Source organism: Staphylococcus sp. FSL W8-0271 (assembly GCF_038006605.1).
Lineage (GTDB): Bacteria > Bacillota > Bacilli > Staphylococcales > Staphylococcaceae > Staphylococcus > Staphylococcus cohnii.
Genome location: NZ_JBBOVM010000001.1, coordinates 1,785,883 through 1,808,865 on the forward strand (window position 1 = coordinate 1,785,883; position 22,983 = coordinate 1,808,865).

A 22,983-nucleotide genomic window follows, 5' to 3' on the forward strand; every position below is an offset into this window, starting at 1 on the left:
AATCGTAAGTTTCTTATATAAAATGGACGACGCATCCTTCATGTGCATTCACATTAGGTTATATCTTTTGGTTAATTAAAAATATGACTTTCTATTTGTTGTATCAGTTAAATAAACGAAACTTTTTTCTATTGTATTAAAACATATCTCTTGTATCGATTTTGCATCGTGCTGACGCCCGGGGAATTGATATGAGCGAAAGACTACAGGCTCGAGCCATATCCCCAGGCAAGCATGCACAATCAAAATCGTAATATTTTAAATATAAAGAGGACCAATCCATATTAAGGATTGGCCCTCTTATTGTGAGAATGGGATTTGTGTCCCAATCTTTTTTATTTTGTATAATTACTTACTAAGTCTTGTACTTCTTCAGAAGTAGCACAGTTAATTGCTTTTTGTGCCAATTCTTCCATTTCATTTTTACTTAAGCCTTTAATTTGACGGCGTGCTTTAAGAATTGATGTCGCACTCATAGAGAATTCATCTAAACCTAGACCTAATAGTAATGGAATAGCAGTTTCATCTCCGGCCATTTCTCCACACATTCCAGTCCATTTACCTTCTTTATGAGAAGCGTTAATCACTTGTTGCACTAAACGTAAAATTGCTGGATTGTATGGTTGATACAAGTATGACACTCGCTCTGACATACGATCTGCAGCCATTGTATATTGAATTAAATCATTCGTTCCAATACTGAAGAAATCTACTTCTTTAGCAAAAACATCTGCTAATGCAGCTGTTGAAGGAATTTCTACCATGATACCAACTTCTATATCATCAGATACTTCAATACCTTCATTTGTTAAATTTTCTTTTTCTTCTAATAATAATGCTTTAGCATCACGGAATTCTTTGATTGTCGCTACCATTGGGAACATAATATTTAATTTCCCATAAACTGAAGCACGTAATAAGGCACGCAATTGTGGTCTGAAGATCTCAGGTTGATCTAGACATAAACGAATCGCACGATAGCCTAAGAACGGGTTCATTTCTTCTGGTAAATTTAAATATGGTAGTTCCTTATCTCCACCTATATCTAAAGTACGAACAACAACACGTTTATCTTCCATTGTTTCAAGCACTTTTTTATAAGCTTCAAACTGTTCGTCTTCAGTTGGCATTTCGTCTCTACCCATATATAAAAATTCAGTACGATATAATCCGACACCTTCAGCGCCATTTTCAATTACACCTTTTAAATCATTTGGTGTACCGATATTAGCAGCAAGTTCAGCATGAACACCGTCAACAGTCGTTGTTTCTTCATCGCGTAATTTTTGAAGTTCTTTCTTATCTTCAAAGAAACGTTCGCGTTTGTTTTGGTATGCAATGACTTCGTCTTCTGTAGGATCAATTATCACTTCACCAGTCAAACCATCAACAATAATCATGTCGCCTTGTTTAACTTCTTGTGTTATTGATTTCGTACCTACTACTGCAGCAATTTCAAGTGAGCGACTCATAATTGCTGAGTGAGAAGTTCTGCCTCCAATATTTGTAACAAAACCTTGTACAAATTCCTTGTTTAATTGAGCAGTATCTGAAGGCGTTAAATCATTACCTATAATAACAACGCTTTCTTCAATCATACTAGGATTAGGTAACTCCACACCTAATATATGCGCTAAAACTCGTTTCGACACATCACGAATATCTGCAGCACGATCTTTCATGTATTCATTATCCATTGCTTCAAAAATAGTAATGAATTGTCCAGTTACATCAGAAAGCGCAGTTGGTGCGTTAACTTGTTCATTTTTAATTTTATCTTCAATCGGTTGAATTAACTCTGGATCATCCAAGACTAATAAATGCGCATCAAAAATAGCAGCTTTATCGGCGCCGAGATTTTTTTCAGCATTATTTCTGATTTTTGTTAATTCAACTTTAGATGTATCAATAGCATTTTGAAACTTAGCAATTTCTGCGTCGACATCTTGAATCTTTTCACTATCGTATGAAAGATCAGGTTCAACTAATAAATATGCTTTAGCAATTGCTACACCATCTGAAGCAGCAATGCCATTAATATAATTAGACATATTATTTAGTTAATCCTTCTTTTGATAAGATATCAGTAATCGCTTCCATTGCATCTGTTTCATCACTACCGTCAGCATAGATTGTAATTTCAGCATCTTTACCTACGCCTAAACTCATAACACCCATGATTGATTTCAAGTTAACTTTTTTACCGTTATATTCTAATTGAATATCTGAATCAAATTTTGATGCAGTTTGAACAAGCATTGTAGCTGGACGTGCATGAATACCTGTTTCGTCAATAATTACATATGATTTTTGTTCCATAATATGATGTCTCCTTCGTATAGTTAGAATCGTTAGTTTATTATAAAACCTAGCATAGTTTTATATAATAACATTACCAAATTATACATATAAATTCAATTCGTTGCACCCATGATATGACAATATTCAGTGAATATTGTCTCTTTTTATGAAAACGCTCCACTATTCCATTAAAGATTTAGCAACCTTTTCACATTTTTCAATATGATCATCGCCGATTTTTTTCATAAAGTAATAACTGATAGAAGCTGAGATGGCTTGGCCTACAAGTGGGAACCATTTTGTCTGTTTTGCAGCCATACGTTTTGCAACGTCTCTGATAACCACTTTTAATATAGCATTAGATACTTTTCTACCGACAAATTGACTGCCTTGTATTGCAGCTGCTGTAAAAATACGTTCTTTTACATCTTCTCTCATCGAATTAACTTGTTTGTGATCTAAGCCATAAATTTTATTAACGTCTTCAATAATATCTCTCATTAATTTGATATCTACACCAAAGTCCAGACCTGGTATTGGTACAATACTCACACTCGAAGATAAAACTGATTTTTTTCTCACAATTGCTTGGGCACGTTTACGACGTTCATCCAATTCAATATTCGTCGTTGGTATGCTACTTTTATTCTTTATATCTTCAATATTTAAAACTTTATTTCCGACTTTCTGTGTTACGTTATTAGTTATTTTATTCTTAAAACTCATGATATTCACTCCTTGGTAAAATCTAGTACTGTAAAATGATTACCCTATTTCAAAGAAATTACTGTATATTTACAAAAATAGCTTTCAAATATTTTGAAGGTTTGTAGTGTGGATGTGTTTTAAAATCTTTTGGTAATCCCATAACTTCTGATAATTCAAAATCAACTTCTGCACTATTTAACGTGTCTTTAATCATCTTCTTAAATGCTTTTAGTGAGTATGTACTATTATTTGTACACAATAATAAAGTTCCACCTGGAGAAAGTACATCCAAAGCACCTAAAATTAATTTATCGTAATCTTTCAATACTGAAAATGTTTTTTTCTTATTTCTAGCAAAACTAGGTGGATCAATTACAATTGTGTCATATAATAAATCATGACGGCGTGCGTAATTAAAATAATCAAAGGTATCCATTACAAATATATATTGTGTTTTTGGATCAATTGCATTTAAACCAAAATTTTCTTCTGTTAAGGTGCGCGATCTATTAGCTAAATCAACACTAGTCGTTACTTTAGCTTTTTCTGCTGAGACAACTGAAAAAGCACCAGTATAACTAAACACATTTAATAAATATCTATCTTCAGCAAAGTGATCTCGTAATTTTTTACGCACCTCTTTTTGGTCCAAGAAAATACCCGTCATAGGACCATCATTTAAATCCACATTATAAAACGTGAAATTTTCTTCGATTACAATAGGAAATTCTGGCGCCTCACCATCAACAAATCCGCCAACTATCTGAGCATCTTTAAATCGCATTTTTTCAAATAAAGAATTATATTCAAAGGTATTTTTTAAAGCATTTAAAATTTGATAACGATATTTATAAATACCTTTAGAATACCATTGTATTAAAAAGTGACCGTTATAGTTATCAATTGTCAGTCCACCTACACCGTCACCTTCACCATTAAAAATTCTAAAAGCATTGGTGCCTTCAATATTATAAAAATATGCTCTTTCTTGTTTAGCGATTTCAAAAAGTTTCTCAAAAAATTGAGTGTTAACCACTTCGTTTTCGTCATAACTTAATACCCAGCCAAGACCTTTATGTTGTCTTCCGACATATGCAGTTGCAATATATTTTTGTTCATCGTTGATTAATGAGAATAAATCGCCCTCTTTTAAATGGTCATGCGCAAACACATCATCTTCGTCGATTAATGGATATCCATTTAGATATTTCGTTTCTTTACCTTTATTTAATGTGGCAGTTTTCATAATTATATGTCAGCCTTTCTAATAATTTTATAATTTATGCTTTTTTATTCTATCATCTCAATAATCATAGTAACATCATTTATATGTAATTGAATGCTTTCTCAATTCACACATAGTGTCGCTTTTTATTTAAATCAACAGGTTATCCGTGTCATTACAATCATGAAAAAAAGAACTGGCATATAGCTAAGACCAGTTCTTTTAAAATTATATTTACTTGTTAATCTTTTGAAGGTTCACGTAATTTAATAATGAATGATACAATCACCGCTATTAACATCACAAACAATATAGGCGTAATGAAAATAGACAATAATAGACCATGAACCATAATATTCATAAATTCTGTTAACAATTTGAAAAATAATATACTTACCATGAATAACTGCAGATAATAGAATTTATCTCTCAAGTAGTTTGTTAATGTCGTTAATATATACGCAATGATAATCAGCATCAATAATAATAAAGTAATCCATTCAATCACATATTGTGTTTGAGAAATTTCCCAATTACCTGAAACAAATAATGAATTTCTATTATTAAATTCTATGATTGTAAAGAATAATAATACAACACCACAAAATATTTCTACATAAGCTGATTTAACCCATTTTGGTATTTTCATCCAATTTGGTATATCATCCTCTTGTATATCAATAATATTCTTCCATTTTTCGATAAATTTGTCTTTTTTATCTCTTAATTTTTGAATATCAACACTTCTACGTGTTTTTCGAGTAAACTCAGTTGTCTTATCTTGTAAACTTTTCAAATGTTCTTTCGTTTGGTTTGTAACTGTACCTTTGCTTGTTCTCGATAATTCAGGTTCTTCTTCACCTAATTCTTGTTTTGTTAAAGGTAGTGCCCTTCTTAAAAACAAGAAATTCCAAATTGACATTTGACCTAATAACCACATCAATAAAAAGAATGAATTTACACTCAAAATATCAATAGGAATGATTTCGTCACTATCTATTCTTCCATATAACACGATTTGCGTAATTAAATAGCTTATACCATAACTGAAAATAATTAATAAATAATGATATTTTCTATGATTTGGATTTAATTCATCTTTATATACAATATACCCAATATGAATCACAAATGGGATGATAAAAATGATGGCAAAAAAACTATAAACTTGTGTCATTAAAATAAGTGTTATAATGAAGAACAGTATTCCTATAACTAAGAAGAAGATTGAAACATCATAATCATATCTTGTTGTTCTTAATAGAGTGAAACCAAGTAGAATAACTGCAATACCAAATAAAATAATTAATACTGCACTTATAACTGGGAAATTCCCTATATAATTACTCATAACTCTTATGATTTCTGCAAAAAATGCATTTATAAAATCCCAAACATTATGAATATGTAATTCAATTTTACCTTTGTCCTTTAAATCATGGATCATAGATAAATTTATTAAAATGATGAGACCTGTGAAGAGCGAAACGATGCCTATTATATAACTATATAATATCTCAGCGTGTTTCTTTAAAAAAGACATACCATTCACCTCAAAGTTATTATATATTAACATTTAGTTCTTGTCTTTAATAAATCAATAAATAAGTCTATAGTATGATAGAAAATAGTTGTACAGTCAAGTTTCCACCAAATATAATCATTTAAACAAATATTTCAAATTCAAAAAAATATAATCCGTTAAATCTTTATTGTTTACTTTTTAAATGAAGTGGTATATTGAAAGCATAAGTAATTTGAATATTGAAGGAGTGTTTAACTATGAGTAAAGAAGAATTAAATAAAAAAGCAGCTGAAAAAGCAAAAGAAGCTGAAGATAAATTAAAAGATAAAAAAGAATCTGCAGAAGAGAGCACTGAAGAAACGAAAAAAAATATTCAAGATACTTTAGATTAAAATATACGTTTTTGATTTCTAAATGAGCATTGCAATTTAACATAAAGGACTAATCCGTTTTATGAACTGCACCCTGTCAAGTAGACAGTGAAAAAAACAAAATGTTTATGGCTACCTTATATTTACGATATAAAGGTAGCCATTTTTAATGTTATTCTTTCTTGATTAAAAAATTCTATATATGAATTAATCGCTTTTATTGCTGTAGTCTTGTCTTTAAAAATCACTTTTTTTCACCTCTAAACAATTCACTTTTGATGGTTCCCCATACACCTTCCATAGGTCCATTATCTATGCAACATCCTGGTCGTGACATACTTTGTTTTATACCAAGTTGCTCTAACGTAACTTTAAATAATCTGCTTGTATATTGATATCCTCTGTCGCTATGCAAGATTATACATTCAGTATTCGGCACCAATTTGACTGCTTTTTTGAGCGTATCTAATACAAATTTATTGTTATTTGAGGTACTTAATTTATGACTAATAATCTGTTTGATGCCTAAGTCATAAATAGCACTTAAGTAAAGTTTTTCACCATTAAGTTGAAAGCTTTTTGATAAGTTTCAGTTGATAATTTTCTATGGGTCATAAAAAAGCTCCCTTCAAAGTTTACATTTTTAAGTGTCTACTTTGAAGGGAGCATATCATTACACGGATTAGTCCTTTATTAGATATCATGTCATTTTTTACCATGCATGTTTGCCTGAAGGTATGCTCTACTTAATCTGAGTCACTAGTCATTCATACCATCTTATTTAGGCGCTAAACGATACAAATATCCTAGCAAAGATGTATTTGAACAACAGAAAAACTTCAGCATAAGTTAAACACCACATATCATTTACCATGATTGGTAATTGACCTTAATTATTTACTTTTTATCATTATAAACGATGAACAAAACAATTTCTAACTACCAAAAATTACACAGCCATATCGCCAAATTTATAAAACGAATACGCTATATTTAACCTTACGTTATGTTGAACGATTTGGGTTATAATATTAATTTCAACGTGAATAGACCTTGACATAATGAATTAAAAGTCATACATTATAGTTAAAATTAAAAATTAATATTCGCACTAGGGGTGTTTTGTGACTGAGATGAGGTATACCCTCAAACCCTTTGAACCTGATCTAGATTAAACTAGCGTAGGAAAGTGTATCGTGATATGTTTTTGGTATCCGTATGCCTATATTTAACGCGCAACTTCTAGAAGGTTGTGCGTTTTTTTATTGGAGGAGAATTTATGTCAAAAGGTTTAAAACTATCAGAAATTTTAGTAACTGTACTTATAGCTGTTGTTTTTGCAATCGTTTATAATATTTGGACTTTAGTATATAAAGCAGTGCAGGTTTCTGGTCTTCATCTAGAAGAATTAACATACGGTGCGTGGTTTATGGCTGCAATTGTTGCATACTTAATCATACCAAAAGCTGGTATTGCCATTTTAGCTGAATTTGCAGCAGGTGCAGGTGAAACGATTGTAATGGGAAGATTTGATATTCCCACAATGGTCTATGCATTACTTCAAGGATTAGCATGCGAAATTATTTTCGCTATTTTTAGATATAAATCACGTTCGGCAATGGTAGCTATGTTAGCAGGATTTTTAGCATCTGTTGCGACACTACCTCTTGATTTTGCTTATGGTTATTTAGGAGAAATTGCGGGTTGGAACTTAACACTTTATATCGTATTTAGATTAATTAGTGGTATTGTTGTGGCTGGATTGTTGTCCTATTATATTGTCAAAATATTAGATCAAACTGGCGTAACTAAATTATTCAGACCTGCAACACAAAAAGATTATGACAATTTATAAGGAGCATAAAAGTTGATAGTCACTGAAAATCTACGTCTAAAATACCCAAATGGACAAAAGAAAATATTCGACAATTTATCACTTCATATTAAAGATAAAGAAAAAGTGCTTATACTCGGCCCTTCTGGTTCAGGTAAAAGCACGCTACTAAATGTTTTAAGTGGTATCGTACCAAATCTCATTGATTTACCGATGAAATACGATAAATTAGAGATTGATCATGATTGTGGTGTTATTTTTCAAGAGCCTGATAGTCAATTCTGTATGCCAAAAGTATATGAAGAACTCGCTTTTGTCCTGGAAAACCTACAAACACCACGACACAAAATGGATGCCTTAATTGAAACAGCACTTAACTCTGTAGATTTAAACGTAAATAAAGACCATTATATCAATAATTTAAGTGGCGGTATGAAACAAAAATTAGCTATTGCAGAAACATTATTACAGCAAGCCGACACTTTATTTTTAGATGAACCAACAGCGATGTTAGATGTAGCATCAACTGAAGATTTATGGAATAAGATTAAAGCCTTATGGCAAGACCAAACTGTTATCATAGTTGAACATAAAGTAGAACATATATGGCAACATATTGATCGTGTTATATTATTAAACTATGATGGTGTCATTATTGGCGACGCATCACCCGCTGACATATTAAAAAACTATGAACACCTTTTATCCGAATATGGTGTTTGGCATCCAAAAGCATGGGACAACGCACCTTCACCTATAGATTTACAACCATCTAATGTACAAAATGCCGATAATCATCTATTGCTTTTTGAACAAGGGTCTGTAAAAAGAAGAAAAAAAACACTTATTGATATACCGAAACTCAATGTTACTAGCGGTGAATGGATTACAATTACTGGTGCAAACGGTTCAGGTAAGACTTCCTTATTAGAATCAATTATGCAGCTCATTAAATATGATGGCACCATGTTTTTTGATGGCAAAAAAATCACTAAAATTAAAGAAGCTGCTAAAAATATGTATCTTGTATATCAAAATCCTGAACTACAATTTATTGCAAATTCGGTTTACAAAGAAATCTTCATCCAAAACAAGGCCATTTATCCTTCTATATCAGAAGCTAATGATAAAACTGTACAAATGCTTAAAATGTTAAATTTAGAAGATGTGCAGTCACAACATCCGTATGAATTATCAATCGGTCAGAAACGTAGACTGAGTGTCGCCATAGCTCTAAGTTCTTCATCAGATTATATTTTATTGGATGAGCCAACATTTGGTTTAGATAGCCATAATACTTTTAATCTAATTAAATTATTTCAGCAACGCGTTAAAGATGGTCAAACTATCATAATGGTTACACATGATCCTGAGATTATCGCACGCTATCCTACACGTAAATTGTATGTAAGAAAAAAACAAATACTAGAGATAGCAGGTGATAATCATGTTTGAAATATGGAAAAAACATTACTCCTTCATGGATGATGTGAATATCATTACGAAATTAACATTGGCCATTATTTTGTTTTTCTTTGTTATATTTGTACATCAATTTGATTACATGATTTATATTTGCTTATTGATGTTCCTATTTTTATTACTATTCAATGGTATAAAATTAAAAATTACATTTACTTTTATTTTCTTTACTATTACTTTCAGCTTAATTTCAGCTTTATTCATGATTTTTTATGGTGAAGGTACACATATTTTGTTTAAATTTGGATTTATTCAAATTAGCACCGAAAGTTTGGTCAGAGGGTTACATTTAGCATTACGTACAACAACCGTCTCATTTTTCGGTATCTTAATTGCTTTCACATCTGAAATTGTAATGGTCTTTTACAGTCTTATGCAACATTTAAAAGTTAAACCCAAAGTTGCTTATGCATTTATGGCTGCTATACGAATGGTTCCATTAATGATTAGCTCTTTAGTTCAACTTAGGAAATCTTTAAAAATGAGATATCAAATTATCTCTCAACAAAATTACAATATATTAAACAGAATCAAACATCTTATGATTCCACTTTTAAGCCAAAACATTAGAAAAGCACATCAACTTGCTGTTGCAATGGAGAAAAAGGGTTTTAAAGATGGTCCGCGCACCTATTATTATCATGCGCCTTTCTCGTATAAAGATGTTCTATTAATCATCGTTTTTAGTATCATTTTGATAGTTGCTTATTTCCTAACACTTCACTTACCGATTACTGGTATAAACGATGTTCGTATAAAAAATATATATTAACGATTACCTTATTTTATCCAAAATTCATTACTATCCAATAAATAAAGATAAGACAAAAACTAAACCACTTTGTCTTATCTTTTTGATATGATCATTTTCATAAAATAGTATGTGCTTGTATTTCTTTTAATAAAAATGCTATGTTAAAAACTTAAAAATCGTAATTTCTATACACTGCTAAATAGAAATTACGATTTTTTATGAATATTTATAGATGTCTTATTGCTTTATTACTAATATCTTTTCGATAAAATAACGCGTCACTTTGAATTTTTTCTGCAGCTTTATAAGCATTTGCTTTAGCGCTTGCAATATCATTGCCCTCTCCCAATGCTAAGATGACACGTCCGCCATTGGTTACAAATTTATCTTTATCTCGTTTCAAACCACTGACAAAATAATTACCATTTAAATCAAATCCTGAAACTACTTTACCTTTTTCGTAATTACCAGGGTACCCTTTAGACGCAAGCATTACACCAACAATCGAAGCATCTTTCCACTTAAAGGCTATTTTATTTTTAGCTTCTAAGTCTAAGATATGTTGCATTAAATCGCTTTCCAATCTTGTCAGTAATACTTGTGCTTCAGGGTCACCAAATCTTGCATTAAATTCTATTACCTTCGGACCATCTGCAGTTAAAATCACGCCAATATAAAGAACACCAAAAAATTCATAACCTTCCGTATACATAGCTTCGGCTATAGGTTGCGCAATCACTTCATTAGTAAGCTTAAGTACTTCTTTATTTATGTGAGGTACAGGGCAATACGCTCCCATCCCTCCAGTATTAGGCCCTTTGTCATCGTCATATGCACGTTTGTGATCTTGTGCAATACAATCAAACGGCACAGCGTAATCACCATTTACAAATGTCATCAATGAGAATTCTTCACCTTCTAAGAATTGTTCAAAGACAACCGTACCAAGCTCTTGTGGATACAATGAGTAAACTGCTTCTTCAGCTTCATCATAATTTTCAGCTATAATAACACCTTTACCAGCTGCCAAACCATCTTTTTTTAACACGATAGGATATTGGCATGTTTTAATATAATGTAACGCATCTGATTTGTTTGATATTTCTTTGTATTCTGCAGTAGGAATATGGTATTTCTGCATTAATTGCTTTGCGAATAATTTCGATCCTTCAATCTGAGCAGCTGCTTGATTAGGGCCAAATACTTTGATCTTTTTTGCAATTAACTTATCTGCTAAACCTTCAGTAAGTGGCTGTTCTGGTCCAATAATGACCCAAGAAATATTGTGCGCAACTGCAAATTCAACAATTTGACTATGGTCTGTTTCTGCTATTTCACAATGTACATTTGCAATATCTGACATTGCATCATTTCCTGGAATTGCAAAAATTTCATTTACGAGTGAAGACTGTTTTAACTTATGTGCTAAAATATGTTCTCTTCCACCTGTGCCAATGACTAGTACTTTCATAAATAATTTTGCCTCCAATATTTTAATGTTTAAAGTGTCTAATGCCAGTAGTTACCATTGCAATGCCATATTTATTAGCCATATCAATTGAATCTTGGTCTTTAATTGAACCACCGGGTTGAATGATGGCTTTAATACCATGTTGCGCAGCAAGTTCTACTGTGTCATCCATCGGGAAGAAACCATCCGATACCATTACGACATTATCATTAATTTCAACCGCACGTTCTATTGCAATTTTTGCTGATCCTACCCGATTCATTTGTCCGGCACCAATACCGACTGTTTGTTTATCGTTACATAAGATAATTGCATTACTTTTAACAGAAGCGACCACTTTCCATCCAAGCAACATTGCATTCCATTGCGCTTCTGTAGGTACACTTTCTGTAACAACTGTTAGGTCGTCACTTTTTATTAATACATTATCTTTATCTTGTATTAAATATCCACCTGAAACAGATACTATTTCTTGCTCATTATTATCGATTGTCATATCAATTTCTAATAATCTTATATTTTTCTTTTTACTTAAAATAGCTAACGCTTCCTCAGAAAATCTTGGTGCAATAATCACTTCCAAAAATATACTGTGCAGCGTTTCTGCCAAAGTGGCATCCACCGATCTATTTAATGCTACTATGCCTCCAAAAATAGATTGGCTGTCTGCTTCAAATGCACGCTGATATGCTTCAGAAATATTTGTACCAACGCCTACACCACAAGGGTTCATATGCTTAACTGCAACTGCAGCTGGCGTTTCAAATTGTTTAACTAATGACAACGCAGCATCTGCATCTTTAATATTGTTATAACTCAATTGCTTACCATGCAATTGTTTCGCGCCACCTAACGTATGGTTAGCATCAGAGGTTCTTACAAATGAAGCTTGCTGTTGTGGATTTTCGCCATATCTTAAACTTTCTTTATTTTCCTTAAAGAAATCAACAATTGCTTGATCATATTGATTTGTATGTTCAAATACTTTAATCATCAATGATTTTCTATATGATTCATCTAATTGATTTGATTTTAGTTTTTCAATAACTTCATTATAGTCTGATGGATGTACGACTGTAGTAACGTGTTTGAAGTTTTTAGCTGCTGCACGTAACATAGTAGGACCACCAATATCTATATTTTCAATCGCGTCATTTTCTGTAACATTTGGATTTGCAACAGTCTCTTTGAATGGATATAAATTTACGACAACCATGTCTATTAAATCAATATGTTGTTCTTTTAATTGCGCTAAATGCTCTGGTTTATTACGGTCAGCTAAAATACCGCCATGAACAGCTGGGTGTAATGTTTTGACTCTACCATCCATAATTTCATCAAAATGTGTGAGTTCTGAAATAGATTTGACTGCAATATTTGCTTCAACTAACGCTCGCATCGTACCACCAGTCGAATATAACTCGTATCCTAATCGTTGGAGTGATTGCGCAAAAGGTACAATACCTGTTTTATTAGATACACTTATAATTGCCTTTTTCATGTTTATTGGCACCTCTTATTGAATAATTTTTGAAATAACTTCTGGATATAATTCATGTTCAATCGCTTTTATTCTTTCTTCTAATCGTTCTTTCGTATCGTCCGGTTTTATTTCACATGTACGTTGTTCAATAATTTCTCCTGTATCCATCCCACTATCAACGAAATGTACTGTTGTACCTGTAATATTGTCACCACTATTTAATGCTGGACCAATCGCATCTTTACCTCGATATTTTGGCAATAACGAAGGGTGAATATTAATGATACGTTTTTGATATGCATTTAATATATTTTCACCAATTAATTTCATATAACCAGCTAAAATAATCCATTCAACTTTTTCTGTAGTTAACCATTCAATGATTTTACGTTCATAGTCTGCTTTAGAATCAAAATTTTTAAGCTCATTAATATGTACATCTAATTGATACTTCCTTGCACGCTCAATACAATAAGCATTTACCTGATCTGTATATAATGCAGTCACTTCAATTTGAGGTAAATTACCTGCTTCTATTTGTGACATAATACTTTCAAAGTTACTTCCCGATCCTGAAGCAAAGATAGCAATTTTCGTCACTTTTATACCCCCGTCAAATGAATTGGTTCTTCACTTTTAATAATTTCACCAATTTTATACGCATTTACTTGTGTTTCTTTTAGTGTGTTTAATACTTTAGCTTCGTCATTAGCATCAACAACTATGGTAAAACCAATGCCCATATTGAATACATTGTACATTTCTTTGGTTGAAATGCTACCTTGCTTTTGTAACCATTCAAATATTTTTGGTGTTGGAAATTGTGTTACATCAATTGCTGCACCCACTCCTTGAGGCAATGCTCTTGGAATATTTTCTATAAATCCACCGCCAGTGATATGTGTCATCGCATGTATATGTACGTGTTCTTTTACAGCTAACACAGGTTTGACATATAATCGAGTAGGTTCTAAAAAGATATCCAAAAATGTGTGATTTTGATCAAATTTCTCTTGTAGATCAATACCTGATTTTTTTATTAAATTTCTCACTAAGCTATAACCGTTGGAATGTATACCACTTGATTCAAGTCCTATAATTACATCACCTGATTTTACGGCAGAGCCATCTATATATGCATCTTTTTCAACTGCTCCTACAGCGAATCCAGCCAAATCATATTCGCCTTCATGATACATCTCACCCATTTCAGCTGTTTCACCACCTATAAGTGCTGTATTCGTAGCTTCACAACCGTCACTAACCCCTTTGACTATCTGTTCAATAACTTCTGGAACTACTTTGTTAGTAGCAATATAATCTAAGAAATATAAAGGTTCTGCACCAGTAGTTAAAATATCATTGACACACATTGCTACTGCATCAATACCTATCGTATCGTGTTTGTTGTTATCAATCGCTAACTTTAATTTAGTGCCAACGCCATCTGTACCAGATACGAGTAATGGTGCTTTCATTTTTAACTGAGACAAATCAAATGTTGCACCAAACCCTCCTAATCCACCTAAGACCTCTTTACGCATTGTTCGTTGAACATGGCTTGAAATACGTTCAACCGCTTCGTAACCTGCATTAATATCAACGCCTGCTTGTTGGTATGCTTTAGACATTTAAATTACCCTCTCTATCAAAGTATTGTTTATGATTTGCTAAATATTCTTTTTGACGTTCACTTAAATGTTCAAAATAATCTTTTTCATAATCATAAAGACCTGCGGGATAATCACCTGTAAAACTTTCTACGCATAACCCTTTATAAGGTGCGTCTACTTCAAGGCCAATTGAGTCTATCAAACCAGGTACAGTTAGATAGGCCAAAGAATCAGAGCCAATATGTTCGCTGATTTCTGAAGGTGATTTATTCGCTGATATGAGTTCAGCAGTTGTTGAAACATCTATGCCATAAAAGCTAGGAAACATAAATTCAGGAGAAGCAATACGTACATGCACTTCATTTGCTCCAGCATCTTTTAGCATTTGAACAATACGCTTACTTGTCGTACCTCTAACAATAGAATCATCCACTAAGACGATATTTTTGCCTTGTACGATATCTTTTACTGCCGATAACTTGACCCTTACGCCTTGCTCTCGTAACTCTTGTGTTGGTTGAATAAATGTACGTGCTACATATTGATTTTTGACCAAGCCCATTTCATATGGCAAACCACTTTGTTCAGCATAGCCAGATGCTGCTGAAAGTGATGAATTAGGTACGCCAATAACCATATCCGCATTATCAACAGGACTTTCTAATGCTAATTGTTTACCAGATTGTTTACGAATAGCATGGACATTTTTTCCTGCAATAGTAGAATCTGGTCTAGCAAAATAAATATACTCCATAGCTGATATTGCTGTATTTGTATGTCTCGTATAAGATTCTATTCGAATACCTTCATCATTGATAACTACATATTCACCTGCATGAATATCTCTAACGAACTCTGCACCTAAAACATCTATGGCACAAGTTTCACTTGCGATGATATAGGCACCTGTTTTCATTTTTCCTACAACTAACGGTCTAATTTCATTTGGATCAACAGCACCATATAACGCATCCTTTGTTAACAGTGCAAATGTAAAACCACCTTTTATTTTACGTAAACTCTCCTGTAATGCTTCTTCAAAGGTTGGCGCTTTACTTTTACGAATTAAATGCATAATTACTTCTGTATCTGACGAAGAATGAAAAATAGAACCTTGATGTTCTAAAGACTTTCTCAAACTTTGAGCATTAATAAGATTTCCGTTATGACAAACTGCAACACTCATATCATAAAAATGGTACAAAAATGGTTGGATATTTTCTATACCTTTATTGCCTGACGTAGCATATCGTACATGACCAATCGCATGTTGATATGATTTAAATGCTTCCAACTGTGTATCTGTAATAGCTTCAGTCAAAAGACCAAGTCCTCTTTCTCCACTAAGTTTTTGGCCATCAGAACACACCATACCTGCCCCTTCTTGACCTCTATGTTGTAAACTGTGTAACCCCATATACGTCAATTGTGCTGCCTCATGATGATTCCAAATGCCAAAAACACCACACTCTTCATTTAATCCGTTGTAGTCATACATTTAGGAATTGCTCCTTCCCACTGATCATTCAATTGTTTCACATCACGTGAAATTATAGTGTCGTTATTTGAAACTACAAATTTTCCATTTTCTGTTAATGTACCAACTCGAATAGCATCTGCTATTTCCAATGGTTGATCGCCTTTTACAGCCACAACATAACGTCCTTGTGTTTCGCTGAATAATTGTTCATCCTTAAGATTTAAAGTTACATCTAAGCCCATTTGATAATGTGCACTAATACGAGCTAATGTCATTAACAGTCCACCCTTACCAACTGTTTGTACGTGAGAAGCAATGCCACTGCGGATTGCTTTTTTAATTGACTCTCCTCTTTTGACTTCATTTGATAAATCAATGTTTTCAACCTCATGATTCACTTTACCGTAAAGTAATTTTTCAATTTGGCTCCCACCAAAATCGCTATGTGTATCGCCTACAATATAAATCGTATCACCTGCTTTAGGCGTGAAATCATCAAAATAATCAATCGCTTCAATCAAACCAACCATACCTACAACGGGTGTAGGGAATATTGAAATTTCTTTTGTTTCGTTGTATAGGGAAACATTACCAGAAACTACAGGTGTTTTTAATATTTCACAAGCTTCTGCCATACCTTTAGTAGAATCTGCTAATTGTTGATAAATTTCTTTTTTCTCTGGTGATCCATAGTTCAAACAATCAGTCATTGCTAAAGGCGTAGCACCAACAGAGATCAAATTACGGTATGCTTCTGCTACTACCATCTTTCCACCTTCATATGGATTATTAAAAACATATCTTGCTTCACCATCAATCGTAGAAGCAATTGCTTTATTTGAACCTTCGACACGAACAACGGAAGATTGTAATCCTGGTTTGACAATAGTATTCGCACCAACTTGTTGATCATACTGTTCATATAAATAGCGTTTGGAAGCAATCGTTGGATGAACAAGTAATCGATTAAATATTTCTTCAACATCAATGTCACTATAGTCATTTTGTGGTTCATTATATAGAGGTGTTTCACCATCAAGCACATATACAGGGGCTTCATCAGATAATGGTTGTACTGGTATATCAGCGAAAATTTCATCTTCATATGTAAGGACAAAACGATCTGTATCTGTAACTTCACCGATAACTGCACTATCCAATTCGTGTTTATCAAATAAATTCAAAAATTTAGCTTCAGAGCCTTTTTCTACTACTAATAGCATACGTTCTTGGGTTTCAGAGAGCATCATTTCATAAGGAGAAATACCTTTTTCTCTAGTTGGTACTTTTTCTAATTGTAGATGTAAACCACTTCCACCTTTAGCAGCCATTTCTGACGAGGATGATGTTAATCCCGCTGCCCCCATATCTTGAATACCAACTAACTCATCGAATGTAATTGCTTCTAAAGTTGCCTCCATTAATTTTTTCCCAACGAATGGGTCTCCGATTTGTACAGAAGGTCTTTTACTTTCACTATCTTCACTTAACTCTTCTGATGCAAAAGTTGCACCATGAATACCGTCACGTCCTGTTTTCAATCCTACATATATAACCGAATTTCCCGAACCTTTAGCAGTACCTTTTTGAATTTTATCGTGATCAATAATACCCACACACATTGCGTTCACCAGTGGATTGCCATCATATCTACCATCAAACTCTATCTCACCCGCTGTAGTTGGAATTCCAATACAATTACCATAGCCACCAATACCGGCTACTACACCACGTAATAAACGACGATTTTGTTTTTCTGTCAATTCACCAAAGCGTAAACTATTCAATAAATTTATTGGTCTAGCACCGATGGAAACAATATCTCGTATAATGCCTCCTACACCAGTAGCAGCACCTTGATAGGGTTCAACAGCTGAAGGATGATTATGTGATTCAACTTTAAATACCACTGCTTGATTGTCACCAATATCTACCACGCCCGCACCTTCACCAGGCCCCATCAATACATGTTCACCTGAAGTTGGAAACTGAGTTAAAAATGGTTTTGAATGCTTATAAGAACAATGTTCACTCCACATTACAGAGAAAATGCCAATTTCAGTAAAATTGGGTTCACGACCTAGAATTTCACATACTTTATCGTATTCTGACTCCGATAATCCCATATCTTTATATAGTTTTTCTAACTTAATTTCTTCCACACTTGGTTCAATAAACTTAGACATTTTGTTCCCTCCAACTATTTACCATTGCTTCAAATAATTTAACGCCACTATCAGTTCCTAATAAAGATTCCATTGCGCGTTCGGGATGTGGCATCATGCCACAAACATTTCCATTTTCATTGACAATACCTGCAATATCATTGTATGAACCATTGGGATTATCCTTGTACTTTAAAATGATTTGATTATTTTCTTCTAATCTGTCATACATTTCTGATGTACAATAGTAATGACCTTCACCATGCGCTACAGGATATATTACTGTTTCATTTTCTTCATATAATTTGGTATAAGGCGTTTGGTTATTTACAACTTTTAACAGCTCATTTCGGCTTACAAATAAATGTGAGTCATTATGCAATAAAGCACCTGGAAGCAAACCTATCTCTGTAAGAATTTGAAATCCATTACAGACACCTAATACTGGTTTTCCTTCATATGCGAAACGTTTAACTTCTTCAGTGATAGGTGCAACACTTGCCATCGCACCTGAACGTAAGTAGTCACCAAAAGAAAAACCACCAGGTATTAACACGCCATCAAAACCTTCTAAAGATGTATTTCTATAGTCCACATATTCTGCTTCTACGCCGGATTTCAATGCTGCATTATACATATCTCTATCACAATTAGACCCTGGGAATTTTAGCACTGCAAATTTCATTATGCTTTCTCCCCTTCTTCCAATACTTTATAGCTATATTCCTCAATAACTGTATTTGCAAATAGTTTTTCGCTTAAAGTAGTAACGACATTGTGGACTGCAGCATCAGTAGCTTCATCAACCGTCATGTACAATAATTTACCAACACGTATATCATTAACTTGTGTGTATCCTAAGTCATGCACTGCACGATTTAAAGCTTGTCCTTGTGTATCTAATACTTGTGGTTGTAATGTGATATGCAATTCAATTGTTTTCATTTTATAGTTCCTCCAATTTATTAAGAAAAGTTTGATAAGTTTCTATGATTGAACCCGTATCTTCACGATAAACATCTTTATCAAAATTTGTATCACTATATTTATCCCAAATACGACATGTATCTGGTGAAATTTCATCTGCTAAAAGAATTTGGCCATCCTCGCTGCGTCCAAATTCTATTTTGAAATCTACAAGTCGTAAATCCATACCATCCATTAATTCAATCAACACTGTATTTATTGTTTTTGCTGCTTCTTTTAATTTTTCAATTTCTTCTTTACTAGCTAAATGTAATAACTGTATGTGATCTTCTGTAATTAAAGGATCATTTAAATCATCGTTTTTATAGAAAAATTCAACTAAAGGACTTTCAAACGTATGTCCTTTATCAAAGCCTAATCTCTTTGTTATAGAACCCGCAGCGATGTTTCTCACTACGACTTCTAATGGTATGATTTCCACAGATTTCACGAGTTGTTCCGTTTCTGATAATTGCTCGATAAAGTGACTATCAATATCACGTTCTTGAATAAAACTAAAAATTCTAGAAGTAATTTGATTATTTAAACGACCTTTACCTTCTACAAAATCTTTCTTCGCTCCATTGCCGGCTGTGACTTCATCCTTATATTCAATTCGAAGTACATCCGATTGCGCCGTAGAAAAAATCCTTTTCGCTTTTCCTTCATATAACAAAGACATTAGCCATGTCTCCCTTCAAAATGATTTAGTAACGTTTGTTCTGTTTGTTCTACATGATTTGTAAGCATAGTAAGGTGACCCATTTTCCGGTCAGGTTTGCGGCTTATTTTCCCATAAATATGTACATGCCATTCAGGATGAGCATCGAATTTATGTTCCAATAAATCTAAATCTCTTCCTAATAAATTCATCATTACACTAGGTTTTAATAATTCAATTTTTTCTGGTAAACGGTGACCTGTCACTGCTAATATATGTGTATCAAATTGCGAATAATCGCATGCTTCTATTGAATAGTGTCCAGAATTATGTGGTCTAGGTGCAATTTCGTTCACATACAACTGATTGCTTGTATCGATGAAAAACTCCACCGTGAACGTGCCTACAAAATGAATATGTTTGATAATCTTCTCAACTTCTTTGCGTGCCATTTGTTCAATTTGTGGTTCTACACGAGCAGGTACAACTGTCTTAAATAATATTTGGTTTTGATGTTCATTTTCTTGTAATGGAAAGTATGTGATTTGATTATCATTACCAATGGTTACTGTTAAAGAAACTTCTTTTTGTAGTTCTAAAAATTTTTCAGCAACACATTCTTGCTTATTAATTAATGTTTTAGCATTATCCAAATCTGCTTCATTTGTTATAAGCGCTTGCCCTTTTCCGTCATATCCACCAAATCTTGTTTTTACCATAAATGGAAAACCAATATTTTCTACAGCTTGAGATAAACTGTCTGTATCTGACAGCTTCACAAATGGTGCTACTTGAGTTCCGGCTTTTTGTAATGTTTGCTTTTCAATCAATCTATCTTGTAATAGTTGTATAGCTTGGTAACCTTGAGGAATATTATATTGAGAAACTAATGTTTGTAATTGATTCTCAGAAATATTTTCAAATTCATATGTGATAACGTCGGATAATTCACCTAGTTGAACAAGTGATTGTTCGTCATCATAGTTTGCATTTATAAACTGATGTGCTACATGTTGGCATGGACAATTTTCATCGGGATCTAACACAATAATTTTAAAACCCATTTTCTGAGCAGATTGTGCCATCATTTTACCTAATTGCCCACCACCTATAATTCCAATCGTTGATCCAAATGATAGTTTATTGAAGTTCATGTTGCATCTCACTCACTTTCTCAACCAATGATTTTTCATAATTTTCCAAATTCTTTTGGACTACTTTATTACCAATGCTGAGCATTCTGGCAGCAAGTATCCCCGCATTTTTCGCCCCAGATTTCCCTATAGCTGTTGTAGCCACAGGAATACCACCTGGCATTTGGACAATAGATAAGAGAGAGTCTAATCCTTTTAAGCTTTTAGATTCTATAGGTACACCAATTACTGGTAACGTCGTCATCGAGGCAACCATACCTGGTAAGTGTGCTGCACCACCAGCACCAGCAATAATGACATCATAGCCATCTTTTCTGGCTCCTTTAGCAAATTCATACATTAATTGAGGGGTACGATGTGCAGAAACAACTTTCTTTTCATACGGTATATCTAGCTGTTTTAACATTTGACAACTTTCTTTCATAGTCTCCCAATCGGAAGAACTACCCATTATGACTACCACTTTCAAAATGAACACCCTTTCAGAAATTTGAAATGTTATGACTATTAGATGTATATTACAGATATAGCATAACAACTAAAAATCGCTTTCTCAATCAAAAATCGAACTTTAATGCAAAAAAATCATTAAATTTTCGTCTTTTGGTTGAAAAACATGATGGTAATTATGTTAAAGTTAAGTAAAGTTCATACATTGGAGGAGGATTTTTTCATGGTCGCAAAAATTTTAGACGGTAAACAAATCGCAAAGGATTATAGACAAGGTCTAAAAGATCAAGTCGAGGCTTTACAAACTAAGGGTTACACACCAAAATTATCAGTAATATTAGTAGGTAACGATGGTGCAAGTAAAAGTTATGTGAATTCAAAAAAGAAAGCTGCAGAAAAAATCGGTATGATTTCTGAAATCGTACATTTAGATGAAAGTACTAGTGAAGATAAAGTATTAAGCGAACTTCAACGCTTAAATGAAGATGACAGTGTGAGTGGTATATTAGTTCAAGTTCCACTACCAGATCAAGTAAGTGAACAAAAAGTTTTAGAATCGATTAATCCTGCTAAAGATGTTGATGGATTTCATCCTGAAAATATAGGTAAATTATATATTGACCAACAAACATTTGTACCTTGTACACCACTTGGTATCATGGAGTTACTAAATCATGCTGACATTGATTTAGAAGGTAAAGATGCTGTTGTTATAGGTAGAAGTCATATTGTAGGTCAACCAGTTTCAAAACTATTATTACAAAAAAACGCTTCAGTTACGATCTTGCATTCAAGAACTAAAGATATGCATCAACATTTAAAAAATGCTGACATTATCGTTAGTGCTGTCGGACGTCCTGGTCTTGTTACTAAGGATGATGTTAAAGAAGGTGCAGTTGTCATAGACGTAGGTAACACACCTGACGAAAACGGCAAATTAAAAGGTGATATTGCCTATGATGAAGTTAAGGAAATAGCTGGAGCTATTACACCTGTGCCTGGTGGTGTAGGTCCTATGACGATTACAATGGTATTAAATAATACACTTATGGCAGAAAAAATGCGTAGAGGCATTGAATAACACGGTTCTTTCAAGAAACATATTTCAATAAATGCACAAAGTTGAGACATCTTATCTTTAACTACTAATAAATAAACGTCAATTTCTAGATAGTTGCTATAGAAGTTGGCGTTTATTTTTTGTAATGCTGCAGCATTTTTACTCACTGACCAATACTTGTCGTATCATTTAAAATTATTTTTAATCTTACTTATTCCTTTCAAATCATTTAGTTCAATTGTAAAAGCCTTCTATTATTTCAATGATATTCTGCCCCACT

At 33.1% G+C, this 22,983-nt stretch carries 21 protein-coding genes, 1 pseudogene and 1 riboswitch; of the genes and pseudogenes, 5 read left to right on the plus strand and 17 right to left on the minus strand.

The features are described 5' to 3' along the window. Positions 1 to 335: 335 nt before the first annotated feature. The 5 genes from ptsP to auxA all read right to left on the minus strand — a co-directional run bounded on the left by ptsP (position 336) and on the right by auxA (position 5,777). Positions 336 to 2,051, minus strand: a complete 1,716-nt coding sequence (gene ptsP / locus NST87_RS08715; protein WP_340721587.1) for a phosphoenolpyruvate--protein phosphotransferase — start codon at positions 2,049 to 2,051, stop codon at positions 336 to 338. A 1-nt stretch (position 2,052) separates the two neighbouring features. Continuing rightward, positions 2,053 to 2,319, minus strand: coding sequence for a phosphocarrier protein HPr (locus NST87_RS08720; RefSeq protein WP_019467646.1), 267 nt, complete (start codon positions 2,317 to 2,319; stop codon positions 2,053 to 2,055). 162 nt (positions 2,320 to 2,481) lie between these two features. Further along, positions 2,482 to 3,027 (minus strand): hypothetical protein, encoded by a 546-nt coding sequence (locus NST87_RS08725; protein WP_040030515.1) that lies wholly within the window; start codon positions 3,025 to 3,027, stop codon positions 2,482 to 2,484. A 58-nt stretch (positions 3,028 to 3,085) separates the two neighbouring features. Continuing rightward, the gene (locus NST87_RS08730) at positions 3,086 to 4,255 is read right to left on the minus strand and encodes a class I SAM-dependent rRNA methyltransferase (RefSeq protein WP_019467644.1); all 1,170 of its coding nucleotides are present in this window, start codon (positions 4,253 to 4,255) and stop codon (positions 3,086 to 3,088) included. Positions 4,256 to 4,475: 220 nt separating this feature from the next. After that, entirely contained in the window at positions 4,476 to 5,777 is a 1,302-nt protein-coding gene (gene auxA / locus NST87_RS08735) for a lipoteichoic acid stability factor AuxA (protein WP_115041253.1), read from the minus strand. Between the two features lie 239 nt (positions 5,778 to 6,016). Between auxA and graF the strand changes: the two genes are divergently transcribed. Next, the gene (gene graF, locus NST87_RS08740) at positions 6,017 to 6,151 is read left to right on the plus strand and encodes a glycopeptide resistance-associated protein GraF (RefSeq protein WP_019467642.1); all 135 of its coding nucleotides are present in this window, start codon (positions 6,017 to 6,019) and stop codon (positions 6,149 to 6,151) included. 122 nt (positions 6,152 to 6,273) lie between these two features. Here the strand turns inward: graF and NST87_RS08745 are convergent. Beyond that, a pseudogene (locus NST87_RS08745) lies at positions 6,274 to 6,692 on the minus strand (transposase); the annotation flags it as partial. 541 nt (positions 6,693 to 7,233) lie between these two features. After that, positions 7,234 to 7,335: riboswitch (TPP riboswitch) on the plus strand. A gap of 74 nt (positions 7,336 to 7,409) precedes the next feature. Between NST87_RS08745 and NST87_RS08750 the strand changes: the two are divergent. The 3 genes from NST87_RS08750 to NST87_RS08760 are packed head-to-tail and all read left to right on the plus strand — an operon-like array spanning position 7,410 to position 10,218. Continuing rightward, positions 7,410 to 7,985, plus strand: coding sequence for an ECF transporter S component (locus tag NST87_RS08750; RefSeq protein ID WP_019468131.1), 576 nt, complete (start codon positions 7,410 to 7,412; stop codon positions 7,983 to 7,985). A gap of 12 nt (positions 7,986 to 7,997) precedes the next feature. Next, positions 7,998 to 9,419, plus strand: a complete 1,422-nt coding sequence (locus NST87_RS08755) for an ABC transporter ATP-binding protein (RefSeq protein ID WP_064264329.1) — start codon at positions 7,998 to 8,000, stop codon at positions 9,417 to 9,419. Next, a complete protein-coding gene (locus NST87_RS08760) occupies positions 9,412 to 10,218 on the plus strand; it encodes an energy-coupling factor transporter transmembrane component T family protein (RefSeq protein WP_019468133.1) in 807 nt (268 codons plus the stop codon). The genes NST87_RS08755 and NST87_RS08760 overlap by 8 nt, the downstream gene beginning before the upstream one ends. Before the next feature lie 208 nt (positions 10,219 to 10,426). Here NST87_RS08760 and purD read toward each other — a convergent pair whose 3' ends face one another. The 11 genes from purD to purE are packed head-to-tail and all read right to left on the minus strand — an operon-like array spanning position 10,427 to position 21,662. Then, the gene (purD, locus tag NST87_RS08765) at positions 10,427 to 11,671 is read right to left on the minus strand and encodes a phosphoribosylamine--glycine ligase (protein WP_019468134.1); all 1,245 of its coding nucleotides are present in this window, start codon (positions 11,669 to 11,671) and stop codon (positions 10,427 to 10,429) included. A 22-nt stretch (positions 11,672 to 11,693) separates the two neighbouring features. Further along, entirely contained in the window at positions 11,694 to 13,172 is a 1,479-nt protein-coding gene (purH, locus tag NST87_RS08770) for a bifunctional phosphoribosylaminoimidazolecarboxamide formyltransferase/IMP cyclohydrolase (RefSeq protein WP_340721588.1), read from the minus strand. 15 nt (positions 13,173 to 13,187) lie between these two features. Beyond that, a complete protein-coding gene (gene purN, locus NST87_RS08775) occupies positions 13,188 to 13,754 on the minus strand; it encodes a phosphoribosylglycinamide formyltransferase (RefSeq protein ID WP_340721589.1) in 567 nt (188 codons plus the stop codon). A gap of 2 nt (positions 13,755 to 13,756) precedes the next feature. After that, positions 13,757 to 14,785: a phosphoribosylformylglycinamidine cyclo-ligase gene (purM, locus tag NST87_RS08780; protein ID WP_019468137.1), complete on the minus strand. Its 1,029-nt coding sequence runs from the start codon at positions 14,783 to 14,785 to the stop codon at positions 13,757 to 13,759. After that, positions 14,778 to 16,265 carry an amidophosphoribosyltransferase gene (purF, locus tag NST87_RS08785; RefSeq protein WP_019468138.1) on the minus strand — a complete coding sequence of 496 codons (1,488 nt, stop codon included), beginning with the start codon at positions 16,263 to 16,265 and terminating at the stop codon, positions 14,778 to 14,780. The genes purM and purF overlap by 8 nt, the downstream gene beginning before the upstream one ends. Then, positions 16,244 to 18,433, minus strand: coding sequence for a phosphoribosylformylglycinamidine synthase subunit PurL (purL, locus tag NST87_RS08790; protein WP_340721591.1), 2,190 nt, complete (start codon positions 18,431 to 18,433; stop codon positions 16,244 to 16,246). Before purL ends, purF begins: the two co-directional genes overlap by 22 nt. Next, positions 18,426 to 19,097 (minus strand): phosphoribosylformylglycinamidine synthase I, encoded by a 672-nt coding sequence (purQ, locus tag NST87_RS08795; protein WP_019468140.1) that lies wholly within the window; start codon positions 19,095 to 19,097, stop codon positions 18,426 to 18,428. The genes purL and purQ overlap by 8 nt, the downstream gene beginning before the upstream one ends. Further along, a complete protein-coding gene (gene purS, locus NST87_RS08800; protein ID WP_019468141.1) occupies positions 19,097 to 19,357 on the minus strand; it encodes a phosphoribosylformylglycinamidine synthase subunit PurS in 261 nt (86 codons plus the stop codon). Before purS ends, purQ begins: the two co-directional genes overlap by 1 nt. 1 nt (position 19,358) lies before the next feature. Beyond that, on the minus strand, positions 19,359 to 20,060 hold the full coding sequence (gene purC / locus NST87_RS08805) for a phosphoribosylaminoimidazolesuccinocarboxamide synthase (protein ID WP_019468142.1): 702 nt from the start codon (positions 20,058 to 20,060) through the stop codon (positions 19,359 to 19,361). After that, a complete protein-coding gene (gene purK / locus NST87_RS08810; protein WP_019468143.1) occupies positions 20,060 to 21,193 on the minus strand; it encodes a 5-(carboxyamino)imidazole ribonucleotide synthase in 1,134 nt (377 codons plus the stop codon). Before purK ends, purC begins: the two co-directional genes overlap by 1 nt. Continuing rightward, positions 21,180 to 21,662: a 5-(carboxyamino)imidazole ribonucleotide mutase gene (gene purE, locus NST87_RS08815; protein WP_340721593.1), complete on the minus strand. Its 483-nt coding sequence runs from the start codon at positions 21,660 to 21,662 to the stop codon at positions 21,180 to 21,182. The genes purK and purE overlap by 14 nt, the downstream gene beginning before the upstream one ends. A 204-nt stretch (positions 21,663 to 21,866) precedes the next feature. On the opposite strand from purE, the gene folD reads away from it, so the two are divergent. Continuing rightward, positions 21,867 to 22,724, plus strand: coding sequence for a bifunctional methylenetetrahydrofolate dehydrogenase/methenyltetrahydrofolate cyclohydrolase FolD (gene folD / locus NST87_RS08820; protein WP_192946832.1), 858 nt, complete (start codon positions 21,867 to 21,869; stop codon positions 22,722 to 22,724). Positions 22,725 to 22,983: the final 259 nt, after the last annotated feature.